Source organism: Paraburkholderia sp. 2C, assembly GCF_054589215.1.
This window is the reverse complement of record NZ_BAAILL010000012.1, coordinates 13,167-39,555: the sequence shown is the minus strand read 5'-3', so window position 1 is coordinate 39,555 and position 26,389 is coordinate 13,167. Positions and strand designations below refer to the sequence as shown.

Genomic DNA, 26,389 nt, shown 5'->3' with positions numbered 1-26,389 from the left:
ACAATGAGCGCAAAGTTAGGACGCAGATCCGCGTGCAGGCGCGGGCGCAGGTTTGCGCCCGGCGAACACATCGAAAAGCAGCGCGCCCGCGACGACCAGGGTTCCCGCCAGCGTGACCGGTTGCCACTCATAAGCCGGCGACAGCATCGACAGCATGAACGACAGCACGGGCTGCAAGGCCATGCAGATCATCAGTGTCAATCCGTCGGTCTTTCGCACCGCGAACTGCACCAGCAACAGCGGCAGCATCACGCCGATCGCGGCGACCGCGACGATCGTCAGCGCATCCGCGGGCGCCGGAAGCGCAAGGCTGCCGGCATCACCCACGCCACTTTCGAACGACAGCCACACCAGCGCCACCGCAATCGTCAGATAGAACCGATGCGCGAGGATCGACGCCGGCCGCCAGCCGCTATCGGCGAGCCGGCGGAACGAACCGATGATCAGCGTCGACGCGGCGCCCGCAATCGCGGCCGCGACAAGCGCGAACGCCGTGTGCCACGATGCGGCCGCCGCACGTTCGAGTTCGACCGGCACGAGCAATGCGCATCCGCCTACGATGCCCGCACAGACGACCAGCTTCGCCGCGCCCGGCCGGCCGCCGGATGGCCGGTCATGTCTCTGCCATGCCGCCGCAACGACCGCCACCAGCACCGCAACGCCGATCTCAATCGCACCGACCGCGGCCGGCGACAAATGCTTCAACGCGTAGAAGAAGCAGATAAACGCCACCGCGGTCCACACATTGACCGCCACGATCTCCGCGCGCGAGCCGGCCGGCAGCCGACCGCGCGCAACCGCGAGGAACACGCCCGCGACGACGCAAAAGCTGATCAGCAGAAATTGCGCGGGCGCGATCGCGGCGAGAAAGGTGCCGTACATCACCTTGCCGCTCGATTGCAGCAACACGGCAAGGAACGACAGCGCGTGGGCGGTGCTCATGGCGCACTATCCGATTCGGTTGCGAGCGCAACTTTCGGCTGGGTTTGCGTCTGCGTTTGCATCTGCATCTGCTTGCTGGTCCATTCCAGTGCCGTTTCGGGCGTGACCTCCGGCGCAGGTTCGGGCGCGATCGCGTACAGCGCATGAGCGGCTTCCCATGCACGAAACTGGGCGATGTCCATGCGGATCTGCATCGGATCGTCGTGGATCAGATAGACGACGCCGCCGCAAAACAGCGAGTCGGAACTGCGCCAGACGCGTGCACCGGGTTCGAGCGGCCGGTAGTGCGCATGAAACGACGGCAGCGTCGCGAGCCTCTGCAGTCCGTCCGTCGACGCGACATGGCCGCCCTCGCCAAACACGAAGAATACTTTCGCGAAGTGGCGCCGGCGCTCGTATGTGTCGCGCGCCGCGGGTTCGTTTCTGTACCGCGCGACGAGCTGGTCCGCGAAGCAGCTCGCTTGCGTCGGCAGTCCCGCTACCGCATAGGACGGCGCATCCATCATGCCGCCCATCAGCCGCGCGCCCGTTTCGATCAGCGCCGGGCCGGCTTCGGTGAGCCGCAGCTCGCTGTGCGCCGGGCCGTTTTCGATGCCGAGCGCCGTGATCGCGCGCTTCGTATAGTCGAACAACGCCTGGATTTTCGGCGCGTCGGGATTGAGCAGCGTCATCGAGCACATGGCGTTCGAGCCGCCGCGCACGTTGCGATAGTCGACATGCCATGCGTCGGTGACGCGATGGATGCCGTTTTCGCTCACGGTATTGACGATATATTGCGGCCCTTCGAGGTACGACTGGATCACGAGGCTATCGTTGAATCCGCCGAGCAGATTGTCGCGATACAGCGCCGCGTGCACCGCGCGGTCGATGTCCGTATGGTCGTAGCAAATCACCACGCCATCGGAGCCCGCGCTGAGCAGCGGCTTGACGACCACGGGCCACTTCCCGTAGTTGCGCGCCCACTCGTGCGCTTCAGCCGCCGAGGTAATGCGCGCCTGCTGCGCGGCGTGCAATCGATGCGCATGCAACTGGTTGATCATGTCGAACTTGTTGCGCCGCGCGCTCAGTGTGTCAGCGCGATTGGTCGGCAAGCCGAGCGCGAGTGCGAGCGATTCGGCGTACGTCACACCCCACTCGGAGCCCGCGACGATTGCATCGAAACGCACCGGCGGCAGGCGTACGAGCGCTTCCCGCACCGTGCCGAGGTAGCCGAGATTGGCCGAGTACGGCGTGGCGTCGAAACACGGCGCCGCGAGCTTTGGAACTTGTTGTGTCGAGCGCAGATGGACGCAGATTGCGCCGCGCAGGTTCAGTTCGCGCACGAGTTCACGCCCGGTCGAGTAGCCGTCGACGATCAGGATCAGTTTGCCCTTTACGCTTGCCATGATGAAGTCTCCTTGACGTTTCCTGCGAGAGAACCGCGAGAGCGCGGCTCAAGAGATCAGGTCGCTTCCGTTCGCATTGCATTGAAGCCTTTGCTTTACTTCGCAGTGCTCGATGCAAAAACGAAAGCCTGTGTCGGCAATGTAGAAGGCGAAGCGCGGGTTCGAATATTCGAAAAAACATTGCGAAGCGAAGAAAAAACAGGCGGGCGCGGCGTGTGCAATCGCCTGGGAACAAGGCGGCAAGCGGGTTTGACGGGTCGATAGCGATGCTAATTCGCGACTCATTCTTCGCCGATACGATGCGCAGCATCGACGCATCGACGAGGGTCAGGTGGATCGTATGAACTACAAGCACCTCTATTACCTGTGGATGGCCGCGAAGCACGGCGGCATTGCGGGCGCTTCCGAGCGGCTGCATCTGACGCCGCAAACGGTAAGCAGCCAGATCAAGCTGCTCGAAGACCGCGTCGGTTGCGCATTGCTGCGGCGGCGCGGGCGGCTTGTCGAGCTGACCGATGCCGGACGCGTGGCCGCCGACTATGCGGCGAAGATCTTCGCGCTCGGCGCGGAACTCGAGCGCGAGTTGCGCGCGCCGCGTCGCGCCAACGATGTACTGCGCGTCGGCATTGCCGATTCGATTCACAAGACGATTGCGTGCCGGCTCATCGAACCGGCCGTGTCGTCGCATGCGGGCCTGCGCGTGGTGTGCCGCGAAGGCAATCAGGCGGCGCTCGTCGGCGCGCTCGCCGAGCATCGGCTCGATGTCGTGCTCTGCGATGCGCCGTTGCACGACGAAGGGCGGCTGCGGGCGCGCAGCGACAAGCTCGGTTCGACCGGCATGTCGGTCTTCGCGACGTCGGCATTAGCGGCGCCGTACCGCGAGGCCGCGTTTCCCGCATGCCTCGCGCATATGCCGATGTTGCTGCCCGGCGCGGACAGCGTGCTGAAGGCGCGCTTCGATGCATGGCTTGATTCGCAGGGGCTCGCGCCGCCGATCGTCGGTGAATTCGACGATGGCGCCTTGATGGTCGCGTTCGCGGGAGAGGGCAAGGGCGCGATCGTTGCGCCGTCGGTGCTCGAAGCGTCGTTGCGCACGCAATATGCGCTGCTGCCGGTCGGTCGTATCGACGAGGTGCGCCACGACTTTTATGCGATTTCGCTAGACGGGCGTGGCAAACATCCGGCCGTCAGCGACATTACACGCGCGGGAAGGCAACTCGAGTTTTGAAACCGCGCACGTCTGCGTGGATAATCGCAGGCTCCCCCTACGACGGAGCCTGAACGATGCAGCTTTACGGAAGACGCAGTTCGATCAACGTGCAGAAAGTGGTCTGGTGCCTCGCGGAACTGGGTCTTGCCGAAGGGCGCGACTATCAGCGTATCGACGCGGGGCTCGAGTTCGGCGTCAACCATACGCCCGACTATCTCGCGATGAACCCGAACGGGCTCGTGCCGACGCTCGTCGATGGCGAACGTGTGGTGTGGGAGTCGAATACGATCCTGCGCTACGTTGCCGCGACGCGTGCGGGCGGCCATGCGTTATTTCCGGCCGATGCGGGCGAGCGCTCGGAAGTGGAGCGCTGGATGGACTGGCAACTCGGCACGTTGTGGGCGACGCTGCGCGTCACGTTCCTTGGACTGACGCGCACGCCGGAGGCGCAGCGCGACTATGACGCGATTCGCGGCGCGTTCCAGGACGCCGCGCGATTGCTGCGCGTGCTCGACGGTCACCTCGGGCAACGTGCGTTTATCGCGCTTCAGCGATTCACGATCGCGGATATCGTCGTCGCGCTGGCCGCGCATCGCTGGACGATGCTTGCGGAGCGCTTTCCGGAAGTGCTGGGCGCGGAGCCCGCGATGCCTTCCGTCATGCGCTGGCTCACGGAAGCAAGAAGCCGTGAGGGCTTTTCGCTTGCTGTCGCGCCGTAGCGGGAAGACAGCGCCTCGAAGGCCAGCGCCATGATCCGGCAAACCACCCGCATCACGATGACGACCGGCGACGACGGCGCAAGATAAGCGAGCATCGGGTCTTTCCGAAATAAGGACGGTGGGCGACATCGTGCGCAGCGCCAACCGCGCGCCCGAGTGTGTGAATTTCTGGTGAACGAAACCGTCGTTCCTGCCCGGGCGCGGCCTTCCGGCATGGCGGGGCACGCAACGCATGCTTGAGATGACGGCGCATGCGATGGTCGGCAAACGCGTCGCGATCGACAAAAACTTCACGAACGCGCGACGAAAAGTCGATGGCGGCGCGGAAGTGAATTTCCTATCCTTGCAATTCAACAATCGAACCATACAGCGGAGACGCGTCGCGCAGTTCCATGCCGCGGCGCCACGAGGAGACCCCCGTCCATGCGGCAGCTTGCGCACGCGTCCATCGAGACGCGCACGATCGCCCGAATATCGGCACGCATCGTCCCATTTCTTGTCCTCGCGTTCTTCGTCTCGTTTATCGACCGTGTCAATGTTGGTTTCGCTGCGTTGCAGATGAACCATCAGCTCGGCTTTTCCGCGACCGTCTTCGGCTGGGGCGTCGGCGCGTTTTTCGTTTCGCTGTGCCTGTGCGAAGTGCCGGCGAACATGTTGATGGCGAAGGTCGGCGCGCGCCGCTGGATCTGCCGGATCATGATCAGCTGGGGGCTCGTGTCGGGCGCGACCGCATTCGTGACCGGCGTGAAGTCGTTCCTGTTGCTGCGCTTTCTGCTCGGCGTCGCCGAAGCCGGCTTTTTTCCGGGCGTCATCCTTTATCTCGGCACATGGTTTCCGCGCGGCAATCGCGCGCATGTGCTGAGCCTGTTTCTGATGGCGATGCCGCTGGCGAACTTTATCGGCTCGCCGATCTCGGGCGCGCTGCTCGGCCTCGACGGCGCGCTCGGCCTGCATGGCTGGCAGTGGCTCTTCATCATCGAAGCGGTGCCGGCCGTGCTGATGGGCGTGCTGTGTCTCTTCGTGCTGCCGGACAACCCCGCGCAAGCGCGTTGGCTTGCCGACGACGAACGCCGGTGGCTCAACGAGCGTCTTGCCGCCGAACGCAGCAGCGCGCCGGCCACGGTCGAAGCGCATTCGATCTGGCAGGTGCTGCGCAATCCGCGCGTGCTCGGCCTCGCGGTCGTCTATGCGGGCTCGGTCGGCTGCAACTACGCGCTCAGCTACTGGCAGCCGCAGATCATCAAGGCGTTCGGCCTGAGCAATTTCCAGACGGGGCTGATCAACGCCATCCCGTTCGGTCTGGCCACGGCGGCCATGATTATCTGGGCGCGCCGCTCGGACCGTAGCGGCGAGCGTTTCTGGCATACGGCGGCGCCGCTCGCGGTGTCGGCGGTGGGCCTGATCGCGTGCATGTTTCTCACCACGCTGGCGCCGACCGTATTCGCGCTGACCGTCGCGCTGGCCGGCTGTTATGCAGTCAAGGCGCCGATGTTCGCGCTGTGCGCGGAGTCGCTGTCCGAGAACGCGGCCGCCGCCGGCATCGGACAGGTTTGCGCGATCGGCAACGTGGCGGGCTTTATCTGCCCGACGCTGATCGGCTGGATTCGCGACCTGACCGGCAACTTCCGCATGGGCCTGTTGCCGATGGTCGTGCTCGCGCTGCTCGGCATGGTCGTGACGCTTGCGCTCAAGCGCCGTCATCCCGTGCCGCCGGGTCCGCCCGGCGGCCGGCTGCAAGAGGCGGGCTGACGATTCAGGCGCCGACTCAAGCGCGGATCCAAGCGCGCTTCCGCCGCGTGCCAACCCGTGTTTCGACCCGCGTTTCAACCCGCGTTTCAACCGCTTGATCACGATGACCACGATGGACACCATCCAATTCCACGAAGAACAGACCGACACCGCCCACCACATCGCAGTCTGCGGTGCGCACGATCGCGGCCGATCCGGCGAACTCTTCTGCATCGAGGATGACTACACCGACGGCTGGCGCACGCCCGATACCGTGCTGTTGCTGCACGGCATCGCGGAGCGCGCCGAGACGTGGCGCGCATGGGTGCCGCAACTGGCGCGCCGCTACCGCGTGTTGCGCCCGGACCTGCGCGGTTTCGGCCGGTCGAGCGCGCTGCCGGCGGGCTTCACGATTGCCGATTGGGCCGACGACATCGTCCAGATGATCGCCACGCTCGAACGCACGCGTGTGCATCTGGTGGCGACGAAGCTCGGCGCGCTGATTGCCTTCGAACTGGCGCAGCGGCAGCCGCAATGGGTCGCGTCGATGACGCTGGCCGGCATGCTGCCGTCGCCGAACAAGGCGCTCGGACCGTGGATCGACGACTGGCTTGCGATGGTCGAGGGCGACAACAGCGGCGACGTCAAAGGCAAGCTCAACAGCGTGCTCAACGTCAAGCTAAAAGGCAACGGCAGGGATAACGGTCGAGACAAGCCCGGCGGCGTCGAGCGCTGGGCGCACGAAACGATGCCGGGACGCATGGGCAGCACGCTGTCGCCGGCCGCGATGCAGTGGTGGACACGTGCGATGGCGACCGCACCGGCGGCGAGCGTTGCTGCGTGCTTCCGTCTGCTGCCGGGCATCGACGGCCCGAGCTATCCCGAGCGCGTGCAGTGTCCGACGCTTTTTATCGCGGCCGGCGCGCCCGTTGCTGCGGATAAGTCGGGCTACGACCAGCGGCCGGCCGCGGCGGATCTGCAACGATTGCGCGAGCGTGTCGCGGGATCGTCGTGGGTCGAGGTGCCGGCCGATTCGTACCATATCGCCGCGACCCATCCGGACGACTGCGCGCGCGAAGCGCTTGCGTTTATCGAACGCGTCGACGAAGCGCAAGCGGCCGCGACCGAAGCGACCAGCGAGGCCGCGGCGCGCGCGGCGATCGAAACGAACCGCCCGGCGTCGTAAGCGCACCGGGCACTCTCACTGCGGGGGCATGTATGAAAGGATGGAGAGCGCGCATCGGCTTCCTGGTGCCACCGGGTAACCCGACGGTCGAGCCGGAAATGTTCGAGATGGCGCCGCGCGGCGTGTCGGTGCATTTCACGCGAATGACCGCGCACGGCGCGGCTGGCACGCACGACGGCCAGGAGGAGCGCAACCGGAGCCAGATCGAAAGCGTGGACGGGTGCCTTGAATTGCTTGCGATGGTGTCGCCGAATGTCGTCGTCATGGCGCACACGGCGACGAGCTATACGCTTGGCCGTGAAGCCGAGGCGGCGTTGACCGCGCGTATCGAGCAGAAGTTCAAATTCCGCTTTATCACCGCGTTCGGGTCGGTGATGGCGGCCGTTGCCCGGCTTGGCGTCAAGCGCATCGCGTACGCGACGCCGTATAACGAGGCGACGACGCTGCAAGGCGTCGCACATCTACGCGAACACGATATCGATGTGGTCAGTCACGGCCGCCTCGATAACGTGCGCAACATTTACGAAGAGAGCGACGAGCGTGCCTATCAGGTTGCGCGTCAGGTCGATCATCACCACGCGGAAGCGATCTTTCTCAGCGGCGTCGGCATGCCGACGCTCGGCGCGCTCGAATGCCTCGAACGCGACCTCGGCAAGCCGGTGATTTCCGCCGCGTCCGCGATGATGTGGCACGCGTTGCGCGTGAGCGGCGTCGGCGATGCCGTCGACGGCTACGGCCAGTTGCTTCGCGAACGCTGAACGTGAGGCGCAGCGGTGTGGCGGTGCAGTGGGTGTCCGCCATACATTCCAGAGAGGCGCTTATTCCAACGCGATACCAGAGCAGCGAGACCGAAGCGGCGGCCGGCGCCGGCGCAGCCCTGCACGAGTGCTGCGGTAAAGTAGCGGCGTTCCGGATCGAAAGTGAAAGGAGAGCCGCCGCGATGCATCGCCTGCCCCCGCTCAATGCCTTGCGGGCATTTGAGGCCGTTGCGCGTCAGGGCACGCTCACGCGTGCGGCCGAAGAACTGCACGTCACGCCGACGGCGGTCAGCCGACATATCCGTAATCTGGAGGAATCGCTGAACGCGCGGCTATTCGATCGCGAAGGCGGCCAGCTGCTGCTCACCTCGCACGGCAAGACCTACGCGCGCACGCTGGCGCGCGCGTTCGAAATGATGAGCGAGGCGACCGATCTGTTGTCGCAAGCGTCGGCGCGCACGCAGATTACGCTGCGCGCGTTCACGACGCTGCTCGTGCGCTGGATGATTCCGCGTCTGTCCGATTTTCAGCGCAAGCATCCCGAGGTCGATTTGCGTTTGACCACCGCGTTCGACGCGGTCGACTTCGAACGCGACAAGGTCGATCTCGGTGTGCGCTACGGGCAAGGCCAGTGGCCCGGCCTGCATGCGACCCGGCTCTTCTACGACGAGCTTGTCGCGGTCGGCAATACCGCGATGCGCGACCGCTTCGCGGACCGGCCGCTCGCCGAAGCACTCGAAGCGTCGACGCTGCTCGTGCATACGCTGCATCTCGACGACTGGCCCGACTGGTTCGAGGCAGCGGGGCTGGAGGAGGTCGTCGCGCAGAACCGCCAGCCGTTCGACGACATGTCGCTCATCTATCAAAGCGCGCTCGACGGCCTCGGTGTGGGCATGGTGCAGCGGCGCTATCTGACGCGCGACCTCGCCGAAGGACGAATGCATCTGCTTTCGCCGGTGGTGCTGCGCCGCGAGCGCGGGTTTTATCTCGTGTGCCGGCAGGAAACGGCGTTGAATCCCGCGGTGCAGTCGTTTATCAAATGGATCGACGAGCGGCGCGACGATTGACTGCGCGCCTGTCAGTCGCAATGCGAGGGCGGCATCTTCAGGGGGCCGCCCGGTTGCGTGGTTATGGTGGTTTGTGCTGCTGCTACTTCTGCCGATGTCCGACCGGATATACGGTGCGCCGTTGTATTCGTGCTGCGGTTGTCGGATATCGGCGCCGTGGTGGCGCCGCTTGTGCCCGCGTGTTACGCGCGCCCGCGGTCGCGCGGGGATATCGTGAGGCGGTGGAAGGAAAGGTAGAGGCAAGAACCTGCTTCGCTACCCAGCACCGCTTTCGAACCTTCACGCGTCCGCCAGCATCGCGAGTTCTCTGTCCTTGATGCTCGCCACCGGATGAAGAATCGCGCTATCGAATGACTTCGGTTCGCGGCTGCTTGCGAGCACCTTCGGCAGATCGGGGTTGGCCAGCGCGCCGCGTCCTACCGTCACGATGTCCGCGCCGGTCGACAGTGCGTTTGAGATCCGCTCTGCCGTGTGCAAGCTGCCGTTTGCGATGATCGTGACGTTCGGCGCGTAGCGACGGGCCAGCGTGACGAGACTATCGTGCATGCCTTCGAACGCGGGTCGCCACGCTTCATACTCGGTCACGTGAATGAAGTTCGCGCCGGCAGCGGCGAGCGTGCCGAAGATGATTTCGGCGTCGGCTTCGCCGCCTTGCCACTTCGACGTGTAGTCGTTGACCTTGCCTTGCGAAATCCGGATGCCCACCGGAACGGTGCGGCCGAGGTTGCGCTTGACCGCGCTCACGACATCGGCGAGCAACTGGACACGTGCCTTCGTATCCCCGCCCCAACGATCGGTTCGGCGGTTGGTCTCTGCCGTCAGAAACTGATCGAGGAGATAACCATTGGCGCCGTGAATTTCCACGCCGCTGAAGCCGGCGATGTTCACCGCGCGTTGTGCGGCATCGACATAGCCCTGAACCGCTTCATCGATCTCGGCATCGGTCATCGGTCTGGGTTCGGGATAAAGACCCTCGCCGTGGTAGAACTCCATCTGCCGGCCTTTCGGGCGAACCGCCGACGGCGCCACCGTGTGCGTGCGATAAATATTGCCTTGACTCAGCGCACCAGCGTGCATCAGTTGTGCGAACACCTGTGCGCCTTGCGCTTGCATCTGCCGATTGAACGCGGTCCAGGCCGCTGCCTGCGCGCGATCTGATAAGCCCGGTTGAAACCGGTATCCTTGCGAGAACGCCTTGTCGGTGTAAATGCCCTCGGTCGTGACGAGCCCAAAGCCGCCCTTCGCGAAACGCAGGTAATAGTCGAACATGGTTCGCGTCGGGTGCCCGTCTTCCGTGGCCGTGATGCGTGTCATCGGAGCGACTGCCATCCGGTTACGCACAGCGATGCCGTTGCCGTCGTACGGGGAGAGGATCAGGGAGGGGATGTCGGTCATTTTGCGGCTCGTCTTGAAGAGAAGGTGTCTGCATCTTAGGAGTCGAGACGAGCGGGAAACAGACATCGGAACGTGAAGGCGCCCTAACACTTCTGGATATAAACCATGCTTCTTCCCGACGTTCGAACCTTCCTGGCCGTGGCGTCCGCGGGGAGCTTGTCCGCTGCGGCGCGCCAGCTGGACGTCGTTCCGATGCAGGTATCGCGGCGCATAGCGGCGCTCGAGGAGGATCTCGGCGTGCGTCTCTTTCATCGGACCACGCGATCGCTGACCTTGACCGCGGAAGGCGAGGCATTTGTGCCGTATGCGAGAACGCTGGTTGATGCAGAAGCGACTGCGCGTGCCGAATTGAGCCCGTTGCCGAAAACCGCATCAGGAGTGCTGCGCATGACGGCGCCGAGCGGTTTCGGACAATCGGTTGTCTTGCCGATGCTTTCGCGGTTGCTGGAAGCGAACCCTGAACTGCGGATCGATCTCGATCTTTCGGACCGTCAGGTGGATATCGTGGGGCAGGGGCTGGATCTCGCGTTGCGCATTGCACCGCTCGAGGATTCGGAGCTGATTGCGAAGAAGGTGGCGGCGAATCCACGGCTGATTTGTGCGGCGCCTGGTTATCTGAAGAAGCATGGCGTACCGAACACCGTGGCCGAGCTCGACGCGCATCGCTGTGTCAGGCTGTGCGCGGTGCGGCGATGGCCGCTTGTCGTCGATGGCGTGATGACGCGCAGGCGCGTGGAAGCGTCGGTGACGACAACCAGTGTCGAGGCTGCGATTACCGCGGCCGTGCAAGGCTTGGGGCTCGCCATGCTGACTTACTGGGATGTCTTCAGGCAGCTAGCCGATCGCTCGCTCGTACAAGTGCAACTGCAGGATGCTTCGATGGAAGATCTGTCGGTTTGGGCGGTGATTCCGAGCAGGCGGTATGTGCCTAACCGCGTCAATGTGTTTTTGGGAGCGCTCGAGCGGGAGATTGGGGCGCTTGCGAGGAAGCATGGGCGGTGAGCGGCCGGAACAATGGCTTGAAGTATTGCCCACGTCATAGCGGTCGGCACGGTCCATGGACACGTCATGCGCGCCGTGAACGCATTCAATCGGGTGCTCGTCTTGCTGATCGCGCTGATTGCGATCAGCGCGCTCGAAGTGCTCGCGAGGCGCTTCGCAGCATTTCGCAGCGCCCATGTTCCGGGCGACGCGATCGCCTCCCATCGCTGCGCTGTTTCTAACAGCCGTCGATTACTTTTGCACATGTGCAAATTTCATCAGCCAGTGCTTGCGATTGGGGGATTTATTCACACGGTCCACGTCACCACAATTGAGCGCTGAGGCGCGCCAACTGCGCGCCGGACATGCACTCACGTAATTGACAGACCGCACTATGACCTCCTCTTTATCAGCAGCTACGCCGGTCAGCGACGCCAGTAGCGCCATCAAGCCGCGACGCGTCCCCTGGATGGGGCTTGCGCTATTCGCCGTCGTCGCTGTCGCGCTTGCCGCCGCCGGGTACGGGTACTTCGTCGGCCGCTTTATCGAAACCACCGACGATGCGTATGTGGGCGGCGACGTTACCGTGATGGCGCCGCGCGTGAGCGGCTTCGTCACTGATGTACTGGTGAAAGACAACCAGTTCGTGCACGCGAACCAGGTGCTGATCCGCATCGATTCGCGCGACTACGATGCGCGGCTCGCGCAGGCCAATGCCGACGTGCAGGGCGCGCAGGCGGCCGTGACCGAACTCGAAGCGAGGCGTGCGCTGCAACTGGCGGTGATCAACGAGCGCTCGGCCGGCGTGCACGCATCGAGCGCGGAACTCACGCGCAGCGCTGCGGACCAGTACCGCTATCGCGCGCTGATGAAAGACGAGGCGGTGTCGGATCAGGTGGTCGAGCGGGCGGATGCCGATCTGCAGAAGGCGCGTGCCGCCGTTGACAGCAGCCACGCGTCGCTCGTCGCCGCGCAGCGGCAGCTGACCGTACTCGATGCGCAGATCGCCGATGCGCAGGCACGCGTGGCGACCGCGCAGGCCGCGCAGCGCGTCGCGGAACTGAACGTCGGCTACACGACGATCCGCTCGCCCGTGGACGGCTACATCGGCAACCGTTCGGCACGCGTCGGTATGCTCGCGAACGTCGGCGGGCCGTTGCTGACGGTGGTACCCGCGCGCGGGCTGTGGATCGATGCGAACTTCAAGGAAGATCAGCTCAGGCATATGCAGGCGGGCGACGCAGTCGACGTAAAGCTTGATGCCTCAAGTGAACCGCTAAAGGGCGTCGTGCAAAGCCTCGCGCCGGCCACGGGCGCGACTTTCAGCATCCTGCCCGCGGAGAACGCGACCGGCAATTTTACGAAGATCGTGCAACGCGTGCCGGTGCGCGTGGTGCTCGACGTGCCGGACGACCTGCGGCATGGACTGCGGCCCGGGCTCTCGGCGACAGTGAGCGTGCATCTCGGCAGCGGCGCCGCGAGCTCGCATGGACTGGAAAAGACCGCGCCGGCGACGGATGATGTGCAATGACAACTGCAATAACGGCGACTCCTGCGCCTGCGCTAAACCCGGCCGACCAGCCGCTTCGCGCCAAAGTATTCGCGTTCGTACTGATGTGCGTCGGCTTCTTTATGGCGACGCTCGATATCCAGATCGTCGCTTCATCGCTAAAAGACATCGGTGGCGGATTGTCGGCCAGTCAGGATGAACTCTCCTGGGTGCAGACGTCCTATCTGATCGCGGAGATCATCGTCATTCCGATGTCCGGCTGGCTCTCGCGCGTATTTTCGACGCGCTGGCTGTTCGCTGTCTCGGCACTCGGTTTTACCGTGGTCAGCATGGTATGCGGCCTCGCCTGGGACATCAATTCGATGATTCTGTTTCGCGCCCTGCAAGGCGCGCTCGGCGCCGTGATGATCCCAACGGTCTTCACGACCGTCTTCGTGCTGTTCCCGCCGGGCAAGCAGCGACTGATCGCGTCGACGGCAGTCAGCACACTTGCGTCGCTCGCGCCGACTGTCGGACCGGTCATCGGCGGCTGGCTGACCGATCAGTGGTCGTGGCACTGGCTGTTCTTCATCAACCTCGTGCCCGGCATCATCGTCACGGTGCTGGTGCCGAAGTTCGTGCATGTCGACGAAGCGGACCTCTCGCTGTTAAAGCGTGGCGACTACCTCGGCATCGTGCTGATGTCCGCCTTCCTCGGATGCCTCGAATACGTGCTCGAGGAAGGCCCGCGCAAGAACTGGTTCGGCGACGATGCGATTCTCGCCTGCGCGTGGATTGCGGGAATATCGGGCTTTCTGTTTCTCGTGCACGCCTTCACCGCCAAAGAGCCTATTGTCGACCTGCGGTCGCTTGGGTTGCGAAACTTCGCCATCGGCAGCCTGCAATCGTTCGTGATCGGGATCGGCATCTATTGCATGGTGTTCCTGACGCCGGGGTTCCTTTCGCGCGTACGCGGATTCGATTCCCTGCAGATCGGCGTCGCGATGCTATCGGTCGGCTCCGCACAACTGGTAGGGCTCGTCGTGTATACGTGGTTCGCGCGCTTCGTGTCGTTGCGCAAGCTGCTTGTGTTCGGGCTCGCGCTGTTCGGCATCGGCAGCGTGCTGTACGTGCCCGTCACTCATGACTGGGGTTGGCAGCAACTGCTGATACCGCAGATGTTGCGCGGCTTCGGGCAGCAGTTCTGTATCTCGCCGATCGTGATGATGTCGCTCGGCAGTTTGCCGCCCGCGCGGCTCAAGTCGGCCAGCGGTCTGTTCAATCTGATGCGCAATCTGGGTGGCGCAATCGGCATCGCGGTGGTCAGCACAATGCTGAACGACCGCTTGAATCTGCACTATGAACGGCTGGCCGAACATGTGACGTCCGGCAGGCCGCGAATCGAACTCGCATTGGAAAGACAGATGGCGCACTTGAGCGCCGTAGCGGGCGATACGTTGAGCAGCACGCAAGGCGGCATGGCCATGCTCCATTCGCTGCTCATGCGCGAGGCGCTGGTGCTGACCTACTCCGACACGTTTCTTGCGGTGGCGTTGTGCTTCGGCGTCGCACTTATCGCGATGCTGTTTTCGAAACCGTTCGGCCTGAGCGCGCCGCCAAAGGATGCCCACTAAAAGACTGCCATGAAACCGATCATCGCACCGATAAGCTGTATCGCCGCGACGCTGATGCTGACAGCGTGCGCTGTTCCACCGGCCAGCCACGAAGCTCTTACGGATTCCATAGAAAAGATCGCGCCTGCCGCGTGGAACGTGGACGCACCGCAGGACGCGGTCAACGCAGACGCCTGGTGGATGCATTTCGGCGACCCGACGCTGTACGAACTTGTGCGGTCGGTGCTGAACGGCAACCTCGAGGTGAAGGCTGCCGTCGAACGCGTGAAGCAGGCGGAGGACGAAGTGACTGTGCGCCACGCGGCCTTGCTGCCGGAAGTCGATGCGTCTGCAATCGCGGCGCACGCACGGCAGATCACGCCGCCGCCGCTCGGCTATGTCGATTCCGCGGGCTTTGGTCTCACCGCCGGCTGGAATCTCGACGTTTTCGGTGGCGAACGTCTCGCGGTTCTGGCGTCGCGGGCCCAGGTGTCGGGCCGCCAGTCCGCGTTGAACGAACTGCGGCTCGCGCTCGCCGCGAATACGGCGGCCGCCTATATCAACTTGCGATGGGCACAATCGGAGTTGCAGATCCTTAAGGATAACGAGCAGATCCGCAGCCGCGCGCTGAAGCTGACCCAGGACCGCCTGCGCTACGGGCTGTCGACACAGCTCGATGTGGCCCGTGCGCAGAACCAGTTACAGGTCCTGCAGGCGCGCACGCCGCGCATCGAGTCGGAAATCCAGCACCAGCTGAGCCTGCTTGCCGTGCTGTCGGGCCGCACGCCTGAGAGCGTGAGCCATCTGGTCCTGACCGATGCGCGCCCGATTCCCGTGCCGTCGCAAGGCGTGCCGTCGACGCTGCCATCCGCTGCACTGCTGCGCCGCCCGGACGTGCACACCGCGTATGCGAGGGTCGAACAGCGTGCGGCGGAGGTGGGGGTCGCGCGTGCCGAGCGCTATCCGAAATTCCGCCTCGATCTAAGCGACGGTTTTCTTTCCGCGTCATGGGTCAACACACCGACGCTGACCGATAACCTGTTTAGCGCGGCATTGAGCGCGACGAGTCCAATTTTCAACGCGGGTCGCATCACCGCGAATATCGACGCGAGCGAGAGCCGGATGCGCGAATCGCAACTGGCACTGAACCAGACGATGTTGAACGCGCTCAAGGAGATCGAGGACACGCGCAGTGACCTCGTCAGCGGCGCGGCGCAGGTGGATCGGCTCGGCGGTGCGTTGAGCGCATCGGACAAGGCATTGAAATTGTCGACGCAACTGTACAAGGGCGGTGCATCGAGTTTCCTCGACGTGCTCGATGCGCAGCAGGCTTATCTCGTCGACGCGCAAGCGTTGAACGAGGCGAAACGCGCTCACGCACGCGCCGCGGTTGCGTTGTATCAATCGTTAGGCGGCGGGTGGGATGCGTCGGCTGATCTGTTGTCCAGCGCCGCGGTCAAGCTGCACTGATTGGCCCGCGACACGGAATTGATTGCTCCCGCAGACATCCGGCTTGCCCCGGCGTAACCGGCAAACCTGGCCGGTTCGTCATGAACCGGACACGGGCCCTGTGTTCAGTGCAGCCATAGCGAGTTCAAGTGCACCGTTGCCGATCGGCACATGTAGCGCACGGAAGGCGGCTTCCACGCTTGCCAGACAACCGAGAATCATCGCCTCGTTGATGCTGCCCAGGTGGCCGATGCGAAAGCTTCGGTTACCTTGCGGACCGACGCCGCCGCCGAGGGCGACATGGAATTGCTCGCGCGCAAAGAGGCACAGCTCCGCGGAATGGATGCCTTCACGCAACCTCACCACCGTGACGGCGGTCGAACGCGCCGACGGTTCCCTGACTACCAATTCCATCGCGCCGCGTTCGCTCCAGCGTTCGACGGTCGCATGGACGGCGCGGGCAATGCGCGTATGACGGGCGTAGACCTGCTCGTATCCTTCCCGTTCGATTTGCGCAAGCGCAGCTTCAAGTCCCATCAGGAGCGTTTCAGGCGGCGTCCCGCCGAACTTGCGAAAGCTGGCTGTCGACTTGCGCGGTCGCCAGTCCCAGTAAACGCGTGGCGCAGGATTGTCGTTCGCGACGCTCATTGCTTTCTCGTCGACCGCGACGAACGACAGGCCAGGCGGCACCATCAACGCTTTCTGACACGATCCGATCGTGACGTTCACGCCCCATGCGTCCATCTGATATGCGGTCGTGCCAAGCGACGCAACCGCGTCGACCACGAACAGCGCGGGATGGCCTGCGCGGTCGATGGCCTGCCTGACACTGCGCATGTCGCTCGTGACGCCGCTGGCGGTATCCGTGTGAACCGCGAACACGGCAACGATCCGGTGTGTCGAATCGGCGCGCAACGCAGCTTCGACAAGGCCGGCATCGATCTGCTCGCCTTCGCGGGCCTCAGTCCGAACGACGCGCCCGCCACAGCCTTCGACGTGTTGAGCCCACATCTCGGCGAAATAGCCGCTGCCGGCGACCAGCACGGTCGCGTCCGGCGGGATCAGATTCGCGATCGTCGCTTCCCATGCGCCGTGCCCGTTTGCCGCGTACATCATCACATCCGCGCTGGTCGTGTTCATGAGCCTTTTGAGCCCCAGTTCGCAATTGTCGATGAGATAGGTCAGCCGAGGATCGTTGAGGTCGAAAAGTTGCACATTCATCGCGTTCATCACGTCCGGCGGGATGTGCGTCGGACCGGGTGCGTGCAGCAGTTTCAGACCGGCGGTGGAAGAGAGGGTTGAATTCATGGAGTGATGGCAGGCGCAGAGAGTGGAGTGACGGATCGGCTGCTGCGATCGCGCAACGTGGGGGCTAAGGACGCGGGTTCCGGTCCCTTGGGCCGTCAGGAACGTTCAGTCCTGGGGCATCGCATTACGTCCCGCTATGGCTCGGGCGTCGAATACCCGTCATTGCACTAACGACGAGTCATTATCGACACACGGGAGAAATGAAACAGCGAATATTTGCGCGCATCTGCTGATCGAAATTGAGTTTGGGACGTCCCCTAAGCGACGGATAGCGATATCAGACCGATGAGAATTCATTAAATATTAATGAGCTTTACGATTTGCAAATGTGCACAGCGGCACATCGGAAATGATCGTTTTCTTTAGACAGCGCTTAACGCAAGATCTGAAAAATCTAAAGGTCGAAAGGCCTTGATTAAACCAGGTCCAATTCAACCCGCTTCTTGCGGCGCGTCCGTTCGCTAAAGAGGAAGATGAAAAATCCGACCATACGAAGCTGGGCGAGACACCTCGTACTCGTTCATAGCACAGGCAGCGTCGCTTGCCCGACAGTGACGCCCGCTCAGGATCAATACGATGCGAACGGGCGACCGGCGCTTTTCGAACGCGAAGTCGGATATATCTACGACACGCCGTTCTATCTTCCGGACGAAGGGTCGCCGGGCGATGTTTGACATTCGAGACGCGGCATCTGTCGGGCCGACCGCAGGATATGAAATGGCGGGCGTCGCCGTCATGCTTGAAAAGGCTTTTAACGGAGAGGATCTGACTCCGCTTGGAGAGTGGCTGATCGAATACGCGCGTGTACACGACGATCCGCGCGCGCTAATGGATCTTGCGCTCGTACTGGAGCTAAAGGACCAGCCTGCTGCGGCGCTTTCGGTCCAGCGTCTTTCCCTTCAGTCTCAGCGACTTTATCGATTCGGTACGCGATCTCGCGATGCTTCAGGCGCACGCGTGCTTGTATTGAAGGCTCCAGGCAGACTGGTTGCCAACACACCGTTCGAATGTCTGCTCAACGACTCGGAACTGCGCGTCGACGTACTTTATGTGGATGACTGGACGCCTGAGGATGGCCTTCCCGAGCACGATAGGGTGCTCGTAGCCGCCGCGGCGCTTGATAGCAATCGTGGTGCGCTTGCGAAGATTTCCCGCCTTATTGCATCGTCATCGAGCCCGGTGCTGAATCGGCCAGACAACGTATGGCTGACCACGCGCGAGGCGGCCGCACGACTGCTCGCTCGCGAACCTGGGGTCTGCATGGCCGACATCGTGCGGCTTGATCGTGCCTCGCTGATCCACGCTCTCGGGTCGGAGGCGGATTACCCGTCGCTCGTGGGAATCGACTTTCCGCTTATCGTGCGGCCGGTGGATTCGCACGCCGGCAGAAGTCTTGTTCGCGTCTGCAATCGCGAAGCGTTGCGCACTTACCTCGACGAGGTCGGCGGAGACAATTTCTACCTCGCGTCGTTTATCGACTATCGCAGTTCCGACGGGCTGTTCAGGAAGTATCGGATCGTGCTGCTAGACGGCGTTCCGTACGCGTGCCACATGGGGATATCGAAAGACTGGATGGTGCATTACCCATACGAAGAGATGACGAATGACTTCCGACGCCGCGAGGAGGAAGCGCGTTTCATGGAAACTTTCGAGCACGACTTCGTCGCTCGCCATGGGAAGGCACTGAAAGGCGTCGCCCGTCTGACAGGGCTCGAGTACGTCGGATTGGACTGTGCCGAGTCTCCGGACGGCCGATTGCTGATTTTCGAAATATCGACTGCGATGCTTGTGCACGACATGGACTCTCGCGAAATTTTTCCTTATAAGCATTCGCAAATGCAGCGGATATGTCGTGCCTTTACCGAGATGTTGATGGCCACGGCCGATTCGTGTGGGGCGCGCGATCGCCTTATCGACTGATGCGAACGGCTCGACTTGAAGCAACGTTATACAGGAGAACGATCGATGAAGCTGAAGAACAGAATTGCATTGGTGACGGGTGGAAACGGAGGAATTGGTCTCGCAACCGCGAAGCTGTTTGTGGCTGAAGGGGCTACGGTAGTGATCACCGGCCGCAATGAGGAGAAGCTTGAGCGCGCCGCATCGGAACTGGGTCATGCGGCCGTCGCGGTGCGTGCGGACCTCAATGTCAGCGAGGAGCGAGTGGCGCTCTTCCGCGAGATAGCCGACACTCACGGCAGACTCGACATCCTGTTTGCCAACGCAGGCATTGCGCGCGGAAAAGCGATTGCCGACACGACGAAGCACGAGCTGGACGAAGTCCTGCTGACCAACGTCACCGCTGTATTCCTGACCATTCAGACGGCTTTGCAATTGATGAGTCCAGGTGCGTCCATTGTGGTGAACGGCTCGGTTGCGGGCAAGGCCGGTTTCCTGCCCGGCAGCGGCGCCTACTCGGCGAGCAAGCACGCGGTACTCGCGATGGTTCGCAGCATGTCGGCTGAACTCGCGCCACAAGACATTCGCATCAACGTATTGGCGCCGGGTTTTACGGCAACCGGGTTTGGCACCGATGGTCTGGATGAAGCCACGATAGCGGCCAGAACGAAGGCGTTGGGTCGACTCATTCCGGTCGGGCGGATGGCCTACCCCGACGAAATTGCGCGTGCCGCATTGTTCCTGGCTTCCGATGACGCGTCTTATGTGCATGGCGCGGAACTGGCCGTGGACGGCGGCGTGTCCGGCGCGACTTTCGGCGCAGAGGCTTTCAGGACATAGCTTCGGGACCTATTTTCAGCGCATGGAAGCGGAGGACAATCCGGTGCGCCGCAAGCCAGGGTTGTTCGCCCGCAGCGTGACGGTGTCGAGTGATCCTTAGCTCTCTTATTCGATAAGGGCGCCTTATGCGATTACCCGACCGAATCGGTCGTCCACACCATTCTTAGCTGACCGTCCTTCTTGATCCACGTTGCGCGCGGTTTTCCGGACGACCGATGAACAGGCAGATGCACAACAACATCGCTGCGTCGCAAATTACGTGATTTGCTTATCGGGTCTTTAAGCGGAACAACTTGCCGCAGTTCAAATTGACTTTTCACTTCAGCCATAAAAACCTCCCTGAATTCCGCTGCAACGAGGTGTGAATTGCCAGACCTTTTGAGTGGTCCTCGAATGAGAGCGCAGGTTGAATGCGTGCGGTTCATATTCATAGAACGCGACGCACACGTTCTCTATTCCTATGAACTGGCAAGTTCTGGTGCGCATATCCGCACATCCGGTGATCGCTTTTAACCCGTTTCGCTATCGCGATTGATCGACCGATAATGCCGGCCTTCACACCATCATTGGCCAGCTGCACAGAACACGCGGCAGCGTGTCGTTAAAGAGAGTTCGCGAGATGAAAACCACATACCGAGCCATGCAGGCAACAGCCCCTGGCACACTGCAATGGGTCGAACTGCCGTTGATGGAACCGCCGCCGGGTCATGTGCGCATTCGCGTCGAAGCGTGTGGCGTTTGCCACAGCGATTCGTGGACCGTAGAAGGAACCTTCCTCGCTGGGATTGCCTATCCGCGTGTGCCGGGTCACGAAGTCGTCGGCACGATCGATGCGGTCGGAGAACAAGCCGAACCGTGGGCGCTGGGTCAACGCGTCGGAGTCGGTTTCCTGGGCGGCCATTGCGGGACATGCAGGCATTGCCGTCGCGGCGATACGATTAGCTGCGAGACGCGAAACATCACCGGTATAAGCGTCGACGGCGGGTATGCCGAGGTGATGATCGCCAAAGCCAATGCGCTTGCCTCCATTCCCGACGAGTTGTCGTCGGTCGAAGCGGCGCCGCTGCTATGCGCCGGGCTCACCACCTTCAACGCATTGCGCAATGGAAAGGCGCGTGCCGGCGATCTGGTCGCGATCCAGGGCGTGGGCGGACTCGGGCATCTCGCGGTTCAGTACGCCGCACACATGGGTTTCCGGGTCGCCGTGATTTCGCGCGGCGCAGACAAGCGCGACATCGCAATAAGGCTTGGCGCACATCACTACATCGACAGCGCCTCCGAAGACGTGGCCGCCGCACTGCAGAATCTCGGTGGTGCAATGGGCATTCTGGCAACGGCCGCCGACAATCGCGCGATGTCCGCGCTGATCAATGGCCTTGCGCCGCGCGGAGAAATGATGATTGCAGGGCTGGGCGGAAGTGCGCCGATCGAGGTTCATGCACTGCCGCTCGTTCGGGGCAGCCGCGCCATCACGGGTTCATTGACGGGGGATCCGATTGACAGTGAAGACACGCTCGGCTTTAGCTCGCTGCAGGGGATACAGGCGATGAGCGAGGTCTTTCCGCTTGAACGGGCCAGCGAGGCCTACCAGCGCATGATGCGCAATGAAGCGCGCTTTCGCATCGTACTGGTCACCGGCCAATAAGCAGGCTCACCCGGTTTTGGCGGTCCCAACCGTTAGTTGGGGCCGAACTTCTCCGGAGAGGTGAACAATGCGCGATCCTGCTGAAAAAGGTTCGTGAGAAACTCGGTCACTGTCCTGATCAGGCGGCTCTTGTTGTCTCGCTGACGGGTGATCATCCACAACTCGCGGGAAGGGGGCGTGTGGCCGAGCGAAACGGCACAGAGCTTTTCGTGAGTACGCCCGATAAAATGCGGCAGCATCGCGACGCCGGCCCCCGCGATCGCCGCCGCTGCCTGTATGGCCTGGCTGTCGGCGCGAAACGCTCGGCGCGCACGCGGGAAGGTTTGCGCGAGCCAGGCAGCGTCGGGAATATAGGAATTGGCTTCATCGAAGCCGACGAATACCGGTGCGTGGCCCTCTTCGAGAAGTCGGCGCCAGTGCGCCGATGCATAGAACCCATAGTCCAATGTCACAAGCGGCCGGGCGATGACGTCCCCGTCCGAGGGACGGGCAAGACGTAAAGCGATGTCGGCTTCGCGGCGTTCGAGACTCACGATACGGACATCAGATGCGAGCTCGATATCGACGCCCGGATAACTTGCGGAAAGCTTCGAGAGCCGCGCGGCAAGGAAACCTTGCACGATACCGGGCGTCGCGCTTATCCGCACAAGGCCCTTCGGAGTATCGTCAGCGGCGTGGGTGCGACCGAGCGTTGCCGCGGCCGCTTCCATATCTTGCGCCGCGGCAATCGCGTCCAGACCGGCCGATGTCAGCACGTAGCCTTCCGGTCGACGTTCGACGAGTTTTTGACCCAGCGCCTGCTCGAGCGACGAGATTCGCCTGGCGACTGTTGCGTGGTTGACCGAGAGTGCGCGGGCAGCCGCGGAGAGGCTGCCATGGCGTGCCAGGGTCGCAAAAAAACGGACATCTTCCCAGCTCAATTCCGCGCGGATCCTGTCGTTCAAATCCATAGTACGTCCATCAACGATTCCGACGGCGAGCCTGCACGGAGAGACTGCGTCTTACGCACCCCGTGAGTGGCGACGCATGCGGCGTCGTCAATGTGTTCGCCATGCCCGGATTGAATACGGGCCGGGATATTACCCGGTCATACGAGCGATATCGGCCGCCTCGCGCCGATATCGCTCGCGGGGCAATCGAACCGGCTATGAATGTCTGTCGTGCGCATGGACCAGGGCAGTCCCGCTGATGTCCACGCAATCCGCATTATTGCCTGCGTATGCGGTGACGTTGAACCGGCATTTTCGCACATCGATTGTGCAAAATACGTGCGTCGCTGGCCGACGGGTGGCATGAGCATGGCTCGCGAGCGGGCGACTATCGACCTTCGAACAAGGCGCTATCGTGCTCGAACTGCTTGGCGAGAAACTCGCAGACAACCGTAACCGGCATGCTTTCGCTGTCTTGCCGACGCCGTACCAGCCAGAGTTCGCGCGACGGGGGTTTCTCGCTCAAAGCGCAAGGCACGAGAAGGGGGTCGGTTCGACCTATAAAGTGCGGAAGCAATGCGATTCCCGCGCCCAACCCCGCGATGACCGCTTGTGCCGCCTGATTGTTCGCCCGCAGCGCAATGCGGGCATGCGGGTAAGCTTTGAATAGCCAGGACGCGTCGGGAATATCGGCATTTGCCTCGTCGAATCCGATGAACACGGGAGCCACGCCATTCGCGACATGGTGTTGCCATTCGGCGTTGGCGTAAAAGCCGTATCCGAGCGTGGCGAGTCGCGTCGAAACAGTCGCATCGTCGACATGCTGTCCAAACCGCAGCACGATGTCGGCTTCGCGACGCTCAAGACTGACGTCGCGCAGATCGGATGCGAGTTCCACGTCGAGTGCCGGATACTTCGCTGTCAGGACTGCGAGGCGTGCCGCCAGAAAGCGTTCGGAAAGCGCCGGCGTTGCACTGATACGCACAAGACCTTTGGGACCGTCATAACGACCGCCGCGAATCAGTGTTGCAGCCGCTGTTTCCATTTCGGTAGTCGCAGAAATCGCTCGGTTTCCCGCTTCCGTCAACACGTAGCCGTCTGGACGCCGTTCGACGAGCTTCTCGCCCAGAGCGTGTTCGAGCGATGCAATTCGCCGCGCTACCGTCGCGTGAGTCACCGCGAGGGCGCGCGCGGCTGACGTGAGGCTGCCGTGGCGCACGAGGGCGGCAAAGATTCGGACATCTTCCCAGTCGACTTTTCTTGCGCGTATATCGGGCACGTGCACCGGCGATCAATGAGTTCGGGATACCACACGCCGGTGTTCCGCTTTCCGAACACGCCGGCGAAGGTGAAGCATGAAACCTTGACGCCTGCCTGTCGAACCGCGACGGGGTTTCAGCCGGCCAGCGGTGCGGCTACAGGTGGACCGTGTCCAGTTCGGGGAGCAGGGTGACGCTTTCCTGTTCATTGGGGTCGGTTCGTGTGACGATCGCCACGCAACTTTCCGCTTCGCTTGGGTTATACGGCAAGTGAGGCATATTGGCCGGGATATACAGAAACTCACCGGCCGACACCGTTAGATGCCGTTCAAGTCGCTCTCCATACCACATGCCCGACCGGCCTTTGAGGATGTAGATGGCGGTTTCGTGAGCGTCGTGCTTGTGCGCTTTGGCTTTGCCCAAGGGCGGAATGGTCGCAATTTGCATATGTATTCCAACGGAGCCAACGGTATCCGCTGAAATACCCGACTCGTAGAGCAGTGCCTGTTTTCCCGAGAACGACTGTCCGGGACGGATAACACAGCACGTCGCTTCAACTGGGCGCTTGTTTGACGACTGGTCTTTCATCGGATTTTCCTCCGGGTACCCCGTATATCGAAGCAAAGGATGGCGGCCGACCGTCAAACGGGCTCTGCCGCGCATTCGCATGCCAGCGCCGTCGCGCAGTCTCAGACCACTTCGTCGACAAGACCAGACTTCCTTCGGGGCAGGAGATCCATCGGGCCGGAAAGTGTCGCAACCGGAACGAGCTTTTGCGGCTGCGCTATTCCTGCGCCCGGTTTCGCCGCGTGACCCGTCCCGTCGGTGAGTGCGGCCGCGGCTGAATCGTCCTGTCGGCGATTGCCGCGCGTTTGGCTATTCAACGAGTTTTCGAATTTATTGGCGATCTCCATCGCCTGAAAGACAGCACGACTTGCAATGCGCATCGGTAACCTCAAGACAGGAGCAGCCGGTAGACGAGTTCCGCTCAATCGGGCCGGTCCTGTGACTCGGGACTGCCCAAAAATAGCGCTTACGCTGACTGCTAGCGTTAGCGCGTTCTATTGTGTGCGCGATTCGCCGTCTCAGGAAGTGCGAAATGACGCGCACCGGCTGCTGAGCTTTACGCAGACCATGCGGCGACGGCAAACGACGCTCCAAGGAATGCCTGCTGGACGCAACTCAACAGGTCGTTCACAACGACATCCCACTGATTGACCGTCGAACAGATAAAGCCGGTTCTGCTAAATCCATTTCGTGGAAGGCGTTGCGTCCGCCATCGCGCACCGCAACCGCGCCTGAAACATCCGCTCGTCCGGGGCGGAAGGTTCGCACTTATCCCGATCTGGAATGAGCGCTATCCATTTTCGTGTCTTCCCGACGCACAGCGAAATGACTAAATTTCGCTTCGTCGAATCGCGGCATACGACGCCAGGTTTGAAGCGCGGATCGGTACGCCTTTCTCAACCCTACATTTCAAGAGGTTTCACATGTCACGCATCATCCAGTTTTCCAAAGCCGGTGGCCCCGAAGTGCTCGAGTTCGTCGACACGCCGGTTCGTGCTCCCGCATCGACCGAAGTACGGCTCAAGGTCAAGGCAATCGGGATCAACCGTGCGGAATCCATGTGGCGCACCGACATCTATATCGAACCCGTCAGGTTCCCCGCCGGCCTGGGTTATGAGGCTGCAGGGATCGTCGACGCAGTGGGCGCCGAAGTGACCGGCATCGCTGTGGGCGACCAGGTCAGCGTCATCCCCTCTTTCTCGATGAACCAGTACTTCACTTACGGCGAGGTGATCAATGTGCCGGGCTACGCTGTGGTGAAGCATCCCGACTCGCTGACGTTCGAAGAAGCGGCATCGGTCTGGATGATGTTCCTGACACCATATGGCGCGTTGATAGAAGACGCCAAAGTGGGAAAGGGCGACTTCGTCCTCGTTTCCGCCGCGTCCAGCAGCGTGGGTCTGGCGGCAATCCAGATCACCCGCTACGCCGGCGCGACTCCGATCGCACTGACCCGGACCGCGGCGAAGCGCGAACAGTTGCTCCGGGCCGGCGCGGCACACGTGATTGTCACTGACGAAGTGGACATGGTGGCTGAAGTCATGCGTATCACTAACGGCAAGGGCGCGCGTGTCGTGTTCGATCCGATCGGTGGACCGAACTTTCCGAAGCTGATCTCCGCGCTGTCGTTCCAGGGCACCGTCTATCTCTACGGTGCGCTGGCCGAGGGCGATACACCGATACCCGTGCTCGAGATGATCGCCAAAATGCCGACCATCAAGGCGCACAACGTCTGGCTCACGACCGGCGACGAAACGCGGCGTCGATCGGCGGTCGAATATATCGTCAAGGGCCTTTCAATCGGCGCGCTGAAGCCGGTCATCGATCGCACCTTCACCTTCGACGAAATGCCCGAGGTTCACCGCTATCTCGAGAACAACGGCCAGTTCGGCAAGATCGTCGTAACCGTGTAGCGGAGATGGGCGGTCCGTCCGATGTCTCGCGAGGCGACTCATCCGGATCTGGAATAGGCCCTATCCCGATTCGCCGCTATCTGAACCTGAATCGAATCTCTACAGTT

General features: G+C 62.3%; 24 protein-coding genes. 15 read left to right on the top strand and 9 right to left on the bottom strand.

All coding sequences use genetic code 11. The features are described 5' to 3' along the window. Nucleotides 1-15: 15 nt before the first annotated feature. Both ACYPXD_RS02465 and ACYPXD_RS02460 read right to left on the bottom strand, forming a co-directional pair. Nucleotides 16-942: a hypothetical protein gene (locus tag ACYPXD_RS02465; protein ID WP_459707066.1), complete on the bottom strand. Its 927-nt coding sequence runs from the start codon at nt 940-942 to the stop codon at nt 16-18. Beyond that, the gene (locus ACYPXD_RS02460) at nt 939-2,327 is read right to left on the bottom strand and encodes an ATP-grasp domain-containing protein (RefSeq protein ID WP_459707064.1); all 1,389 of its coding nucleotides are present in this window, start codon (nt 2,325-2,327) and stop codon (nt 939-941) included. Before ACYPXD_RS02460 ends, ACYPXD_RS02465 begins: the two co-directional genes overlap by 4 nt. Before the next feature lie 340 nt (nt 2,328-2,667). Here ACYPXD_RS02460 and nhaR point away from each other — a divergent pair, with 340 nt between their 5' ends. From nhaR to ACYPXD_RS02430, 6 genes are all read left to right on the top strand, one after another. Beyond that, a complete protein-coding gene (gene nhaR / locus ACYPXD_RS02455) occupies nt 2,668-3,555 on the top strand; it encodes a transcriptional activator NhaR (RefSeq protein ID WP_459707061.1) in 888 nt (295 codons plus the stop codon). A 56-nt stretch (nt 3,556-3,611) separates the two neighbouring features. Beyond that, entirely contained in the window at nt 3,612-4,256 is a 645-nt protein-coding gene (locus ACYPXD_RS02450; RefSeq protein WP_459707059.1) for a glutathione S-transferase family protein, read from the top strand. Between the two features lie 423 nt (nt 4,257-4,679). Then, complete coding sequence (locus ACYPXD_RS02445; RefSeq protein WP_459707057.1) at nt 4,680-6,005, top strand: MFS transporter; 1,326 nt, start codon at nt 4,680-4,682, stop codon at nt 6,003-6,005. A gap of 112 nt (nt 6,006-6,117) precedes the next feature. After that, on the top strand, nt 6,118-7,170 hold the full coding sequence (locus ACYPXD_RS02440) for an alpha/beta fold hydrolase (protein WP_459707054.1): 1,053 nt from the start codon (nt 6,118-6,120) through the stop codon (nt 7,168-7,170). A gap of 32 nt (nt 7,171-7,202) precedes the next feature. After that, nucleotides 7,203-7,928: a maleate cis-trans isomerase family protein gene (locus tag ACYPXD_RS02435; RefSeq protein ID WP_459707052.1), complete on the top strand. Its 726-nt coding sequence runs from the start codon at nt 7,203-7,205 to the stop codon at nt 7,926-7,928. 182 nt (nt 7,929-8,110) lie between these two features. Beyond that, entirely contained in the window at nt 8,111-8,995 is an 885-nt protein-coding gene (locus ACYPXD_RS02430; protein WP_459707050.1) for a LysR substrate-binding domain-containing protein, read from the top strand. Nucleotides 8,996-9,274: 279 nt separating this feature from the next. On the opposite strand, the gene ACYPXD_RS02425 is transcribed toward ACYPXD_RS02430, so the two are convergent. After that, nucleotides 9,275-10,390: an NADH:flavin oxidoreductase gene (locus ACYPXD_RS02425; protein ID WP_459707048.1), complete on the bottom strand. Its 1,116-nt coding sequence runs from the start codon at nt 10,388-10,390 to the stop codon at nt 9,275-9,277. Between the two features lie 105 nt (nt 10,391-10,495). Here ACYPXD_RS02425 and ACYPXD_RS02420 point away from each other — a divergent pair, with 105 nt between their 5' ends. From ACYPXD_RS02420 to ACYPXD_RS02400, 5 genes are all read left to right on the top strand, one after another. Beyond that, nucleotides 10,496-11,392: a LysR family transcriptional regulator gene (locus ACYPXD_RS02420; protein WP_459707046.1), complete on the top strand. Its 897-nt coding sequence runs from the start codon at nt 10,496-10,498 to the stop codon at nt 11,390-11,392. A 66-nt stretch (nt 11,393-11,458) separates the two neighbouring features. Further along, nucleotides 11,459-11,713: a hypothetical protein gene (locus ACYPXD_RS02415; RefSeq protein ID WP_459707044.1), complete on the top strand. Its 255-nt coding sequence runs from the start codon at nt 11,459-11,461 to the stop codon at nt 11,711-11,713. A gap of 52 nt (nt 11,714-11,765) precedes the next feature. Further along, entirely contained in the window at nt 11,766-12,902 is a 1,137-nt protein-coding gene (locus tag ACYPXD_RS02410) for an HlyD family secretion protein (protein WP_459707042.1), read from the top strand. Beyond that, a complete protein-coding gene (locus ACYPXD_RS02405; protein ID WP_459707040.1) occupies nt 12,899-14,494 on the top strand; it encodes a DHA2 family efflux MFS transporter permease subunit in 1,596 nt (531 codons plus the stop codon). The genes ACYPXD_RS02410 and ACYPXD_RS02405 overlap by 4 nt, the downstream gene beginning before the upstream one ends. Nucleotides 14,495-14,503: 9 nt before the next feature. Then, a complete protein-coding gene (locus ACYPXD_RS02400; RefSeq protein ID WP_459707037.1) occupies nt 14,504-15,943 on the top strand; it encodes an efflux transporter outer membrane subunit in 1,440 nt (479 codons plus the stop codon). Nucleotides 15,944-16,021: 78 nt separating this feature from the next. Here ACYPXD_RS02400 and ACYPXD_RS02395 read toward each other — a convergent pair whose 3' ends face one another. Next, nucleotides 16,022-17,230 carry a pyridoxal-phosphate-dependent aminotransferase family protein gene (locus ACYPXD_RS02395; RefSeq protein WP_459707035.1) on the bottom strand — a complete coding sequence of 403 codons (1,209 nt, stop codon included), beginning with the start codon at nt 17,228-17,230 and terminating at the stop codon, nt 16,022-16,024. A 576-nt stretch (nt 17,231-17,806) separates the two neighbouring features. On the opposite strand from ACYPXD_RS02395, the gene ACYPXD_RS02390 reads away from it, so the two are divergent. Together ACYPXD_RS02390 and ACYPXD_RS02385 are read left to right on the top strand one after the other, a co-directional pair. After that, complete coding sequence (locus tag ACYPXD_RS02390; RefSeq protein ID WP_459707033.1) at nt 17,807-19,150, top strand: ATP-grasp domain-containing protein; 1,344 nt, start codon at nt 17,807-17,809, stop codon at nt 19,148-19,150. 45 nt (nt 19,151-19,195) lie between these two features. Further along, nucleotides 19,196-19,969, top strand: coding sequence for an SDR family NAD(P)-dependent oxidoreductase (locus ACYPXD_RS02385; protein WP_459707030.1), 774 nt, complete (start codon nt 19,196-19,198; stop codon nt 19,967-19,969). Nucleotides 19,970-20,100: 131 nt separating this feature from the next. On the opposite strand, the gene ACYPXD_RS02380 is transcribed toward ACYPXD_RS02385, so the two are convergent. Then, nucleotides 20,101-20,298 carry a hypothetical protein gene (locus tag ACYPXD_RS02380; RefSeq protein WP_459707028.1) on the bottom strand — a complete coding sequence of 66 codons (198 nt, stop codon included), beginning with the start codon at nt 20,296-20,298 and terminating at the stop codon, nt 20,101-20,103. Nucleotides 20,299-20,588: 290 nt separating this feature from the next. On the opposite strand from ACYPXD_RS02380, the gene ACYPXD_RS02375 reads away from it, so the two are divergent. After that, nucleotides 20,589-21,614, top strand: coding sequence for an alcohol dehydrogenase (locus tag ACYPXD_RS02375; RefSeq protein ID WP_459707026.1), 1,026 nt, complete (start codon nt 20,589-20,591; stop codon nt 21,612-21,614). Between the two features lie 32 nt (nt 21,615-21,646). Here ACYPXD_RS02375 and ACYPXD_RS02370 read toward each other — a convergent pair whose 3' ends face one another. The 4 genes from ACYPXD_RS02370 to ACYPXD_RS02355 all read right to left on the bottom strand — a co-directional run bounded on the left by ACYPXD_RS02370 (nt 21,647) and on the right by ACYPXD_RS02355 (nt 24,749). Continuing rightward, nucleotides 21,647-22,564: a LysR family transcriptional regulator gene (locus tag ACYPXD_RS02370; protein ID WP_459707024.1), complete on the bottom strand. Its 918-nt coding sequence runs from the start codon at nt 22,562-22,564 to the stop codon at nt 21,647-21,649. 367 nt (nt 22,565-22,931) lie between these two features. Then, nucleotides 22,932-23,828 carry a LysR family transcriptional regulator gene (locus ACYPXD_RS02365; protein ID WP_459707021.1) on the bottom strand — a complete coding sequence of 299 codons (897 nt, stop codon included), beginning with the start codon at nt 23,826-23,828 and terminating at the stop codon, nt 22,932-22,934. A gap of 130 nt (nt 23,829-23,958) precedes the next feature. Next, nucleotides 23,959-24,390, bottom strand: coding sequence for a cupin domain-containing protein (locus ACYPXD_RS02360; RefSeq protein ID WP_459707019.1), 432 nt, complete (start codon nt 24,388-24,390; stop codon nt 23,959-23,961). Between the two features lie 101 nt (nt 24,391-24,491). Continuing rightward, the gene (locus ACYPXD_RS02355) at nt 24,492-24,749 is read right to left on the bottom strand and encodes a hypothetical protein (RefSeq protein ID WP_459707017.1); all 258 of its coding nucleotides are present in this window, start codon (nt 24,747-24,749) and stop codon (nt 24,492-24,494) included. A 543-nt stretch (nt 24,750-25,292) separates the two neighbouring features. Between ACYPXD_RS02355 and ACYPXD_RS02350 the strand changes: the two genes are divergently transcribed. After that, a complete protein-coding gene (locus ACYPXD_RS02350) occupies nt 25,293-26,282 on the top strand; it encodes a zinc-dependent alcohol dehydrogenase family protein (RefSeq protein ID WP_459707015.1) in 990 nt (329 codons plus the stop codon). Nucleotides 26,283-26,389 lie beyond the last annotated feature (107 nt).

Excerpts from the sequence above, each read along its gene's own strand:
- ACYPXD_RS02355 (WP_459707017.1), bottom strand. The coding sequence starts at position 24,749 with ATGCGCATTGCAAGTCGTGCTGTCTTTCAGGCGATGGAGATCGCCAAT.
- ACYPXD_RS02435 (WP_459707052.1), top strand. The coding sequence starts at position 7,203 with ATGAAAGGATGGAGAGCGCGCATCGGCTTCCTGGTGCCACCGGGTAAC.
- ACYPXD_RS02390 (WP_459707033.1), top strand. The coding sequence starts at position 17,807 with ATGCGAACGGGCGACCGGCGCTTTTCGAACGCGAAGTCGGATATATCT.
- ACYPXD_RS02375 (WP_459707026.1), top strand. The coding sequence starts at position 20,589 with ATGAAAACCACATACCGAGCCATGCAGGCAACAGCCCCTGGCACACTG.
- ACYPXD_RS02400 (WP_459707037.1), top strand. The coding sequence starts at position 14,504 with ATGAAACCGATCATCGCACCGATAAGCTGTATCGCCGCGACGCTGATG.
- nhaR (WP_459707061.1), top strand. The coding sequence starts at position 2,668 with ATGAACTACAAGCACCTCTATTACCTGTGGATGGCCGCGAAGCACGGC.
- ACYPXD_RS02425 (WP_459707048.1), bottom strand. The coding sequence starts at position 10,390 with ATGACCGACATCCCCTCCCTGATCCTCTCCCCGTACGACGGCAACGGC.
- ACYPXD_RS02445 (WP_459707057.1), top strand. The coding sequence starts at position 4,680 with ATGCGGCAGCTTGCGCACGCGTCCATCGAGACGCGCACGATCGCCCGA.
- ACYPXD_RS02460 (WP_459707064.1), bottom strand. The coding sequence starts at position 2,327 with ATGGCAAGCGTAAAGGGCAAACTGATCCTGATCGTCGACGGCTACTCG.
- ACYPXD_RS02440 (WP_459707054.1), top strand. The coding sequence starts at position 6,118 with ATGGACACCATCCAATTCCACGAAGAACAGACCGACACCGCCCACCAC.
- ACYPXD_RS02420 (WP_459707046.1), top strand. The coding sequence starts at position 10,496 with ATGCTTCTTCCCGACGTTCGAACCTTCCTGGCCGTGGCGTCCGCGGGG.
- ACYPXD_RS02385 (WP_459707030.1), top strand. The coding sequence starts at position 19,196 with ATGAAGCTGAAGAACAGAATTGCATTGGTGACGGGTGGAAACGGAGGA.
- ACYPXD_RS02405 (WP_459707040.1), top strand. The coding sequence starts at position 12,899 with ATGACAACTGCAATAACGGCGACTCCTGCGCCTGCGCTAAACCCGGCC.
- ACYPXD_RS02395 (WP_459707035.1), bottom strand. The coding sequence starts at position 17,230 with ATGAATTCAACCCTCTCTTCCACCGCCGGTCTGAAACTGCTGCACGCA.
- ACYPXD_RS02430 (WP_459707050.1), top strand. The coding sequence starts at position 8,111 with ATGCATCGCCTGCCCCCGCTCAATGCCTTGCGGGCATTTGAGGCCGTT.
- ACYPXD_RS02350 (WP_459707015.1), top strand. The coding sequence starts at position 25,293 with ATGTCACGCATCATCCAGTTTTCCAAAGCCGGTGGCCCCGAAGTGCTC.
- ACYPXD_RS02360 (WP_459707019.1), bottom strand. The coding sequence starts at position 24,390 with ATGAAAGACCAGTCGTCAAACAAGCGCCCAGTTGAAGCGACGTGCTGT.
- ACYPXD_RS02380 (WP_459707028.1), bottom strand. The coding sequence starts at position 20,298 with ATGGCTGAAGTGAAAAGTCAATTTGAACTGCGGCAAGTTGTTCCGCTT.
- ACYPXD_RS02410 (WP_459707042.1), top strand. The coding sequence starts at position 11,766 with ATGACCTCCTCTTTATCAGCAGCTACGCCGGTCAGCGACGCCAGTAGC.
- ACYPXD_RS02370 (WP_459707024.1), bottom strand. The coding sequence starts at position 22,564 with ATGGATTTGAACGACAGGATCCGCGCGGAATTGAGCTGGGAAGATGTC.
- ACYPXD_RS02465 (WP_459707066.1), bottom strand. The coding sequence starts at position 942 with ATGAGCACCGCCCACGCGCTGTCGTTCCTTGCCGTGTTGCTGCAATCG.
- ACYPXD_RS02450 (WP_459707059.1), top strand. The coding sequence starts at position 3,612 with ATGCAGCTTTACGGAAGACGCAGTTCGATCAACGTGCAGAAAGTGGTC.
- ACYPXD_RS02415 (WP_459707044.1), top strand. The coding sequence starts at position 11,459 with ATGCGCGCCGTGAACGCATTCAATCGGGTGCTCGTCTTGCTGATCGCG.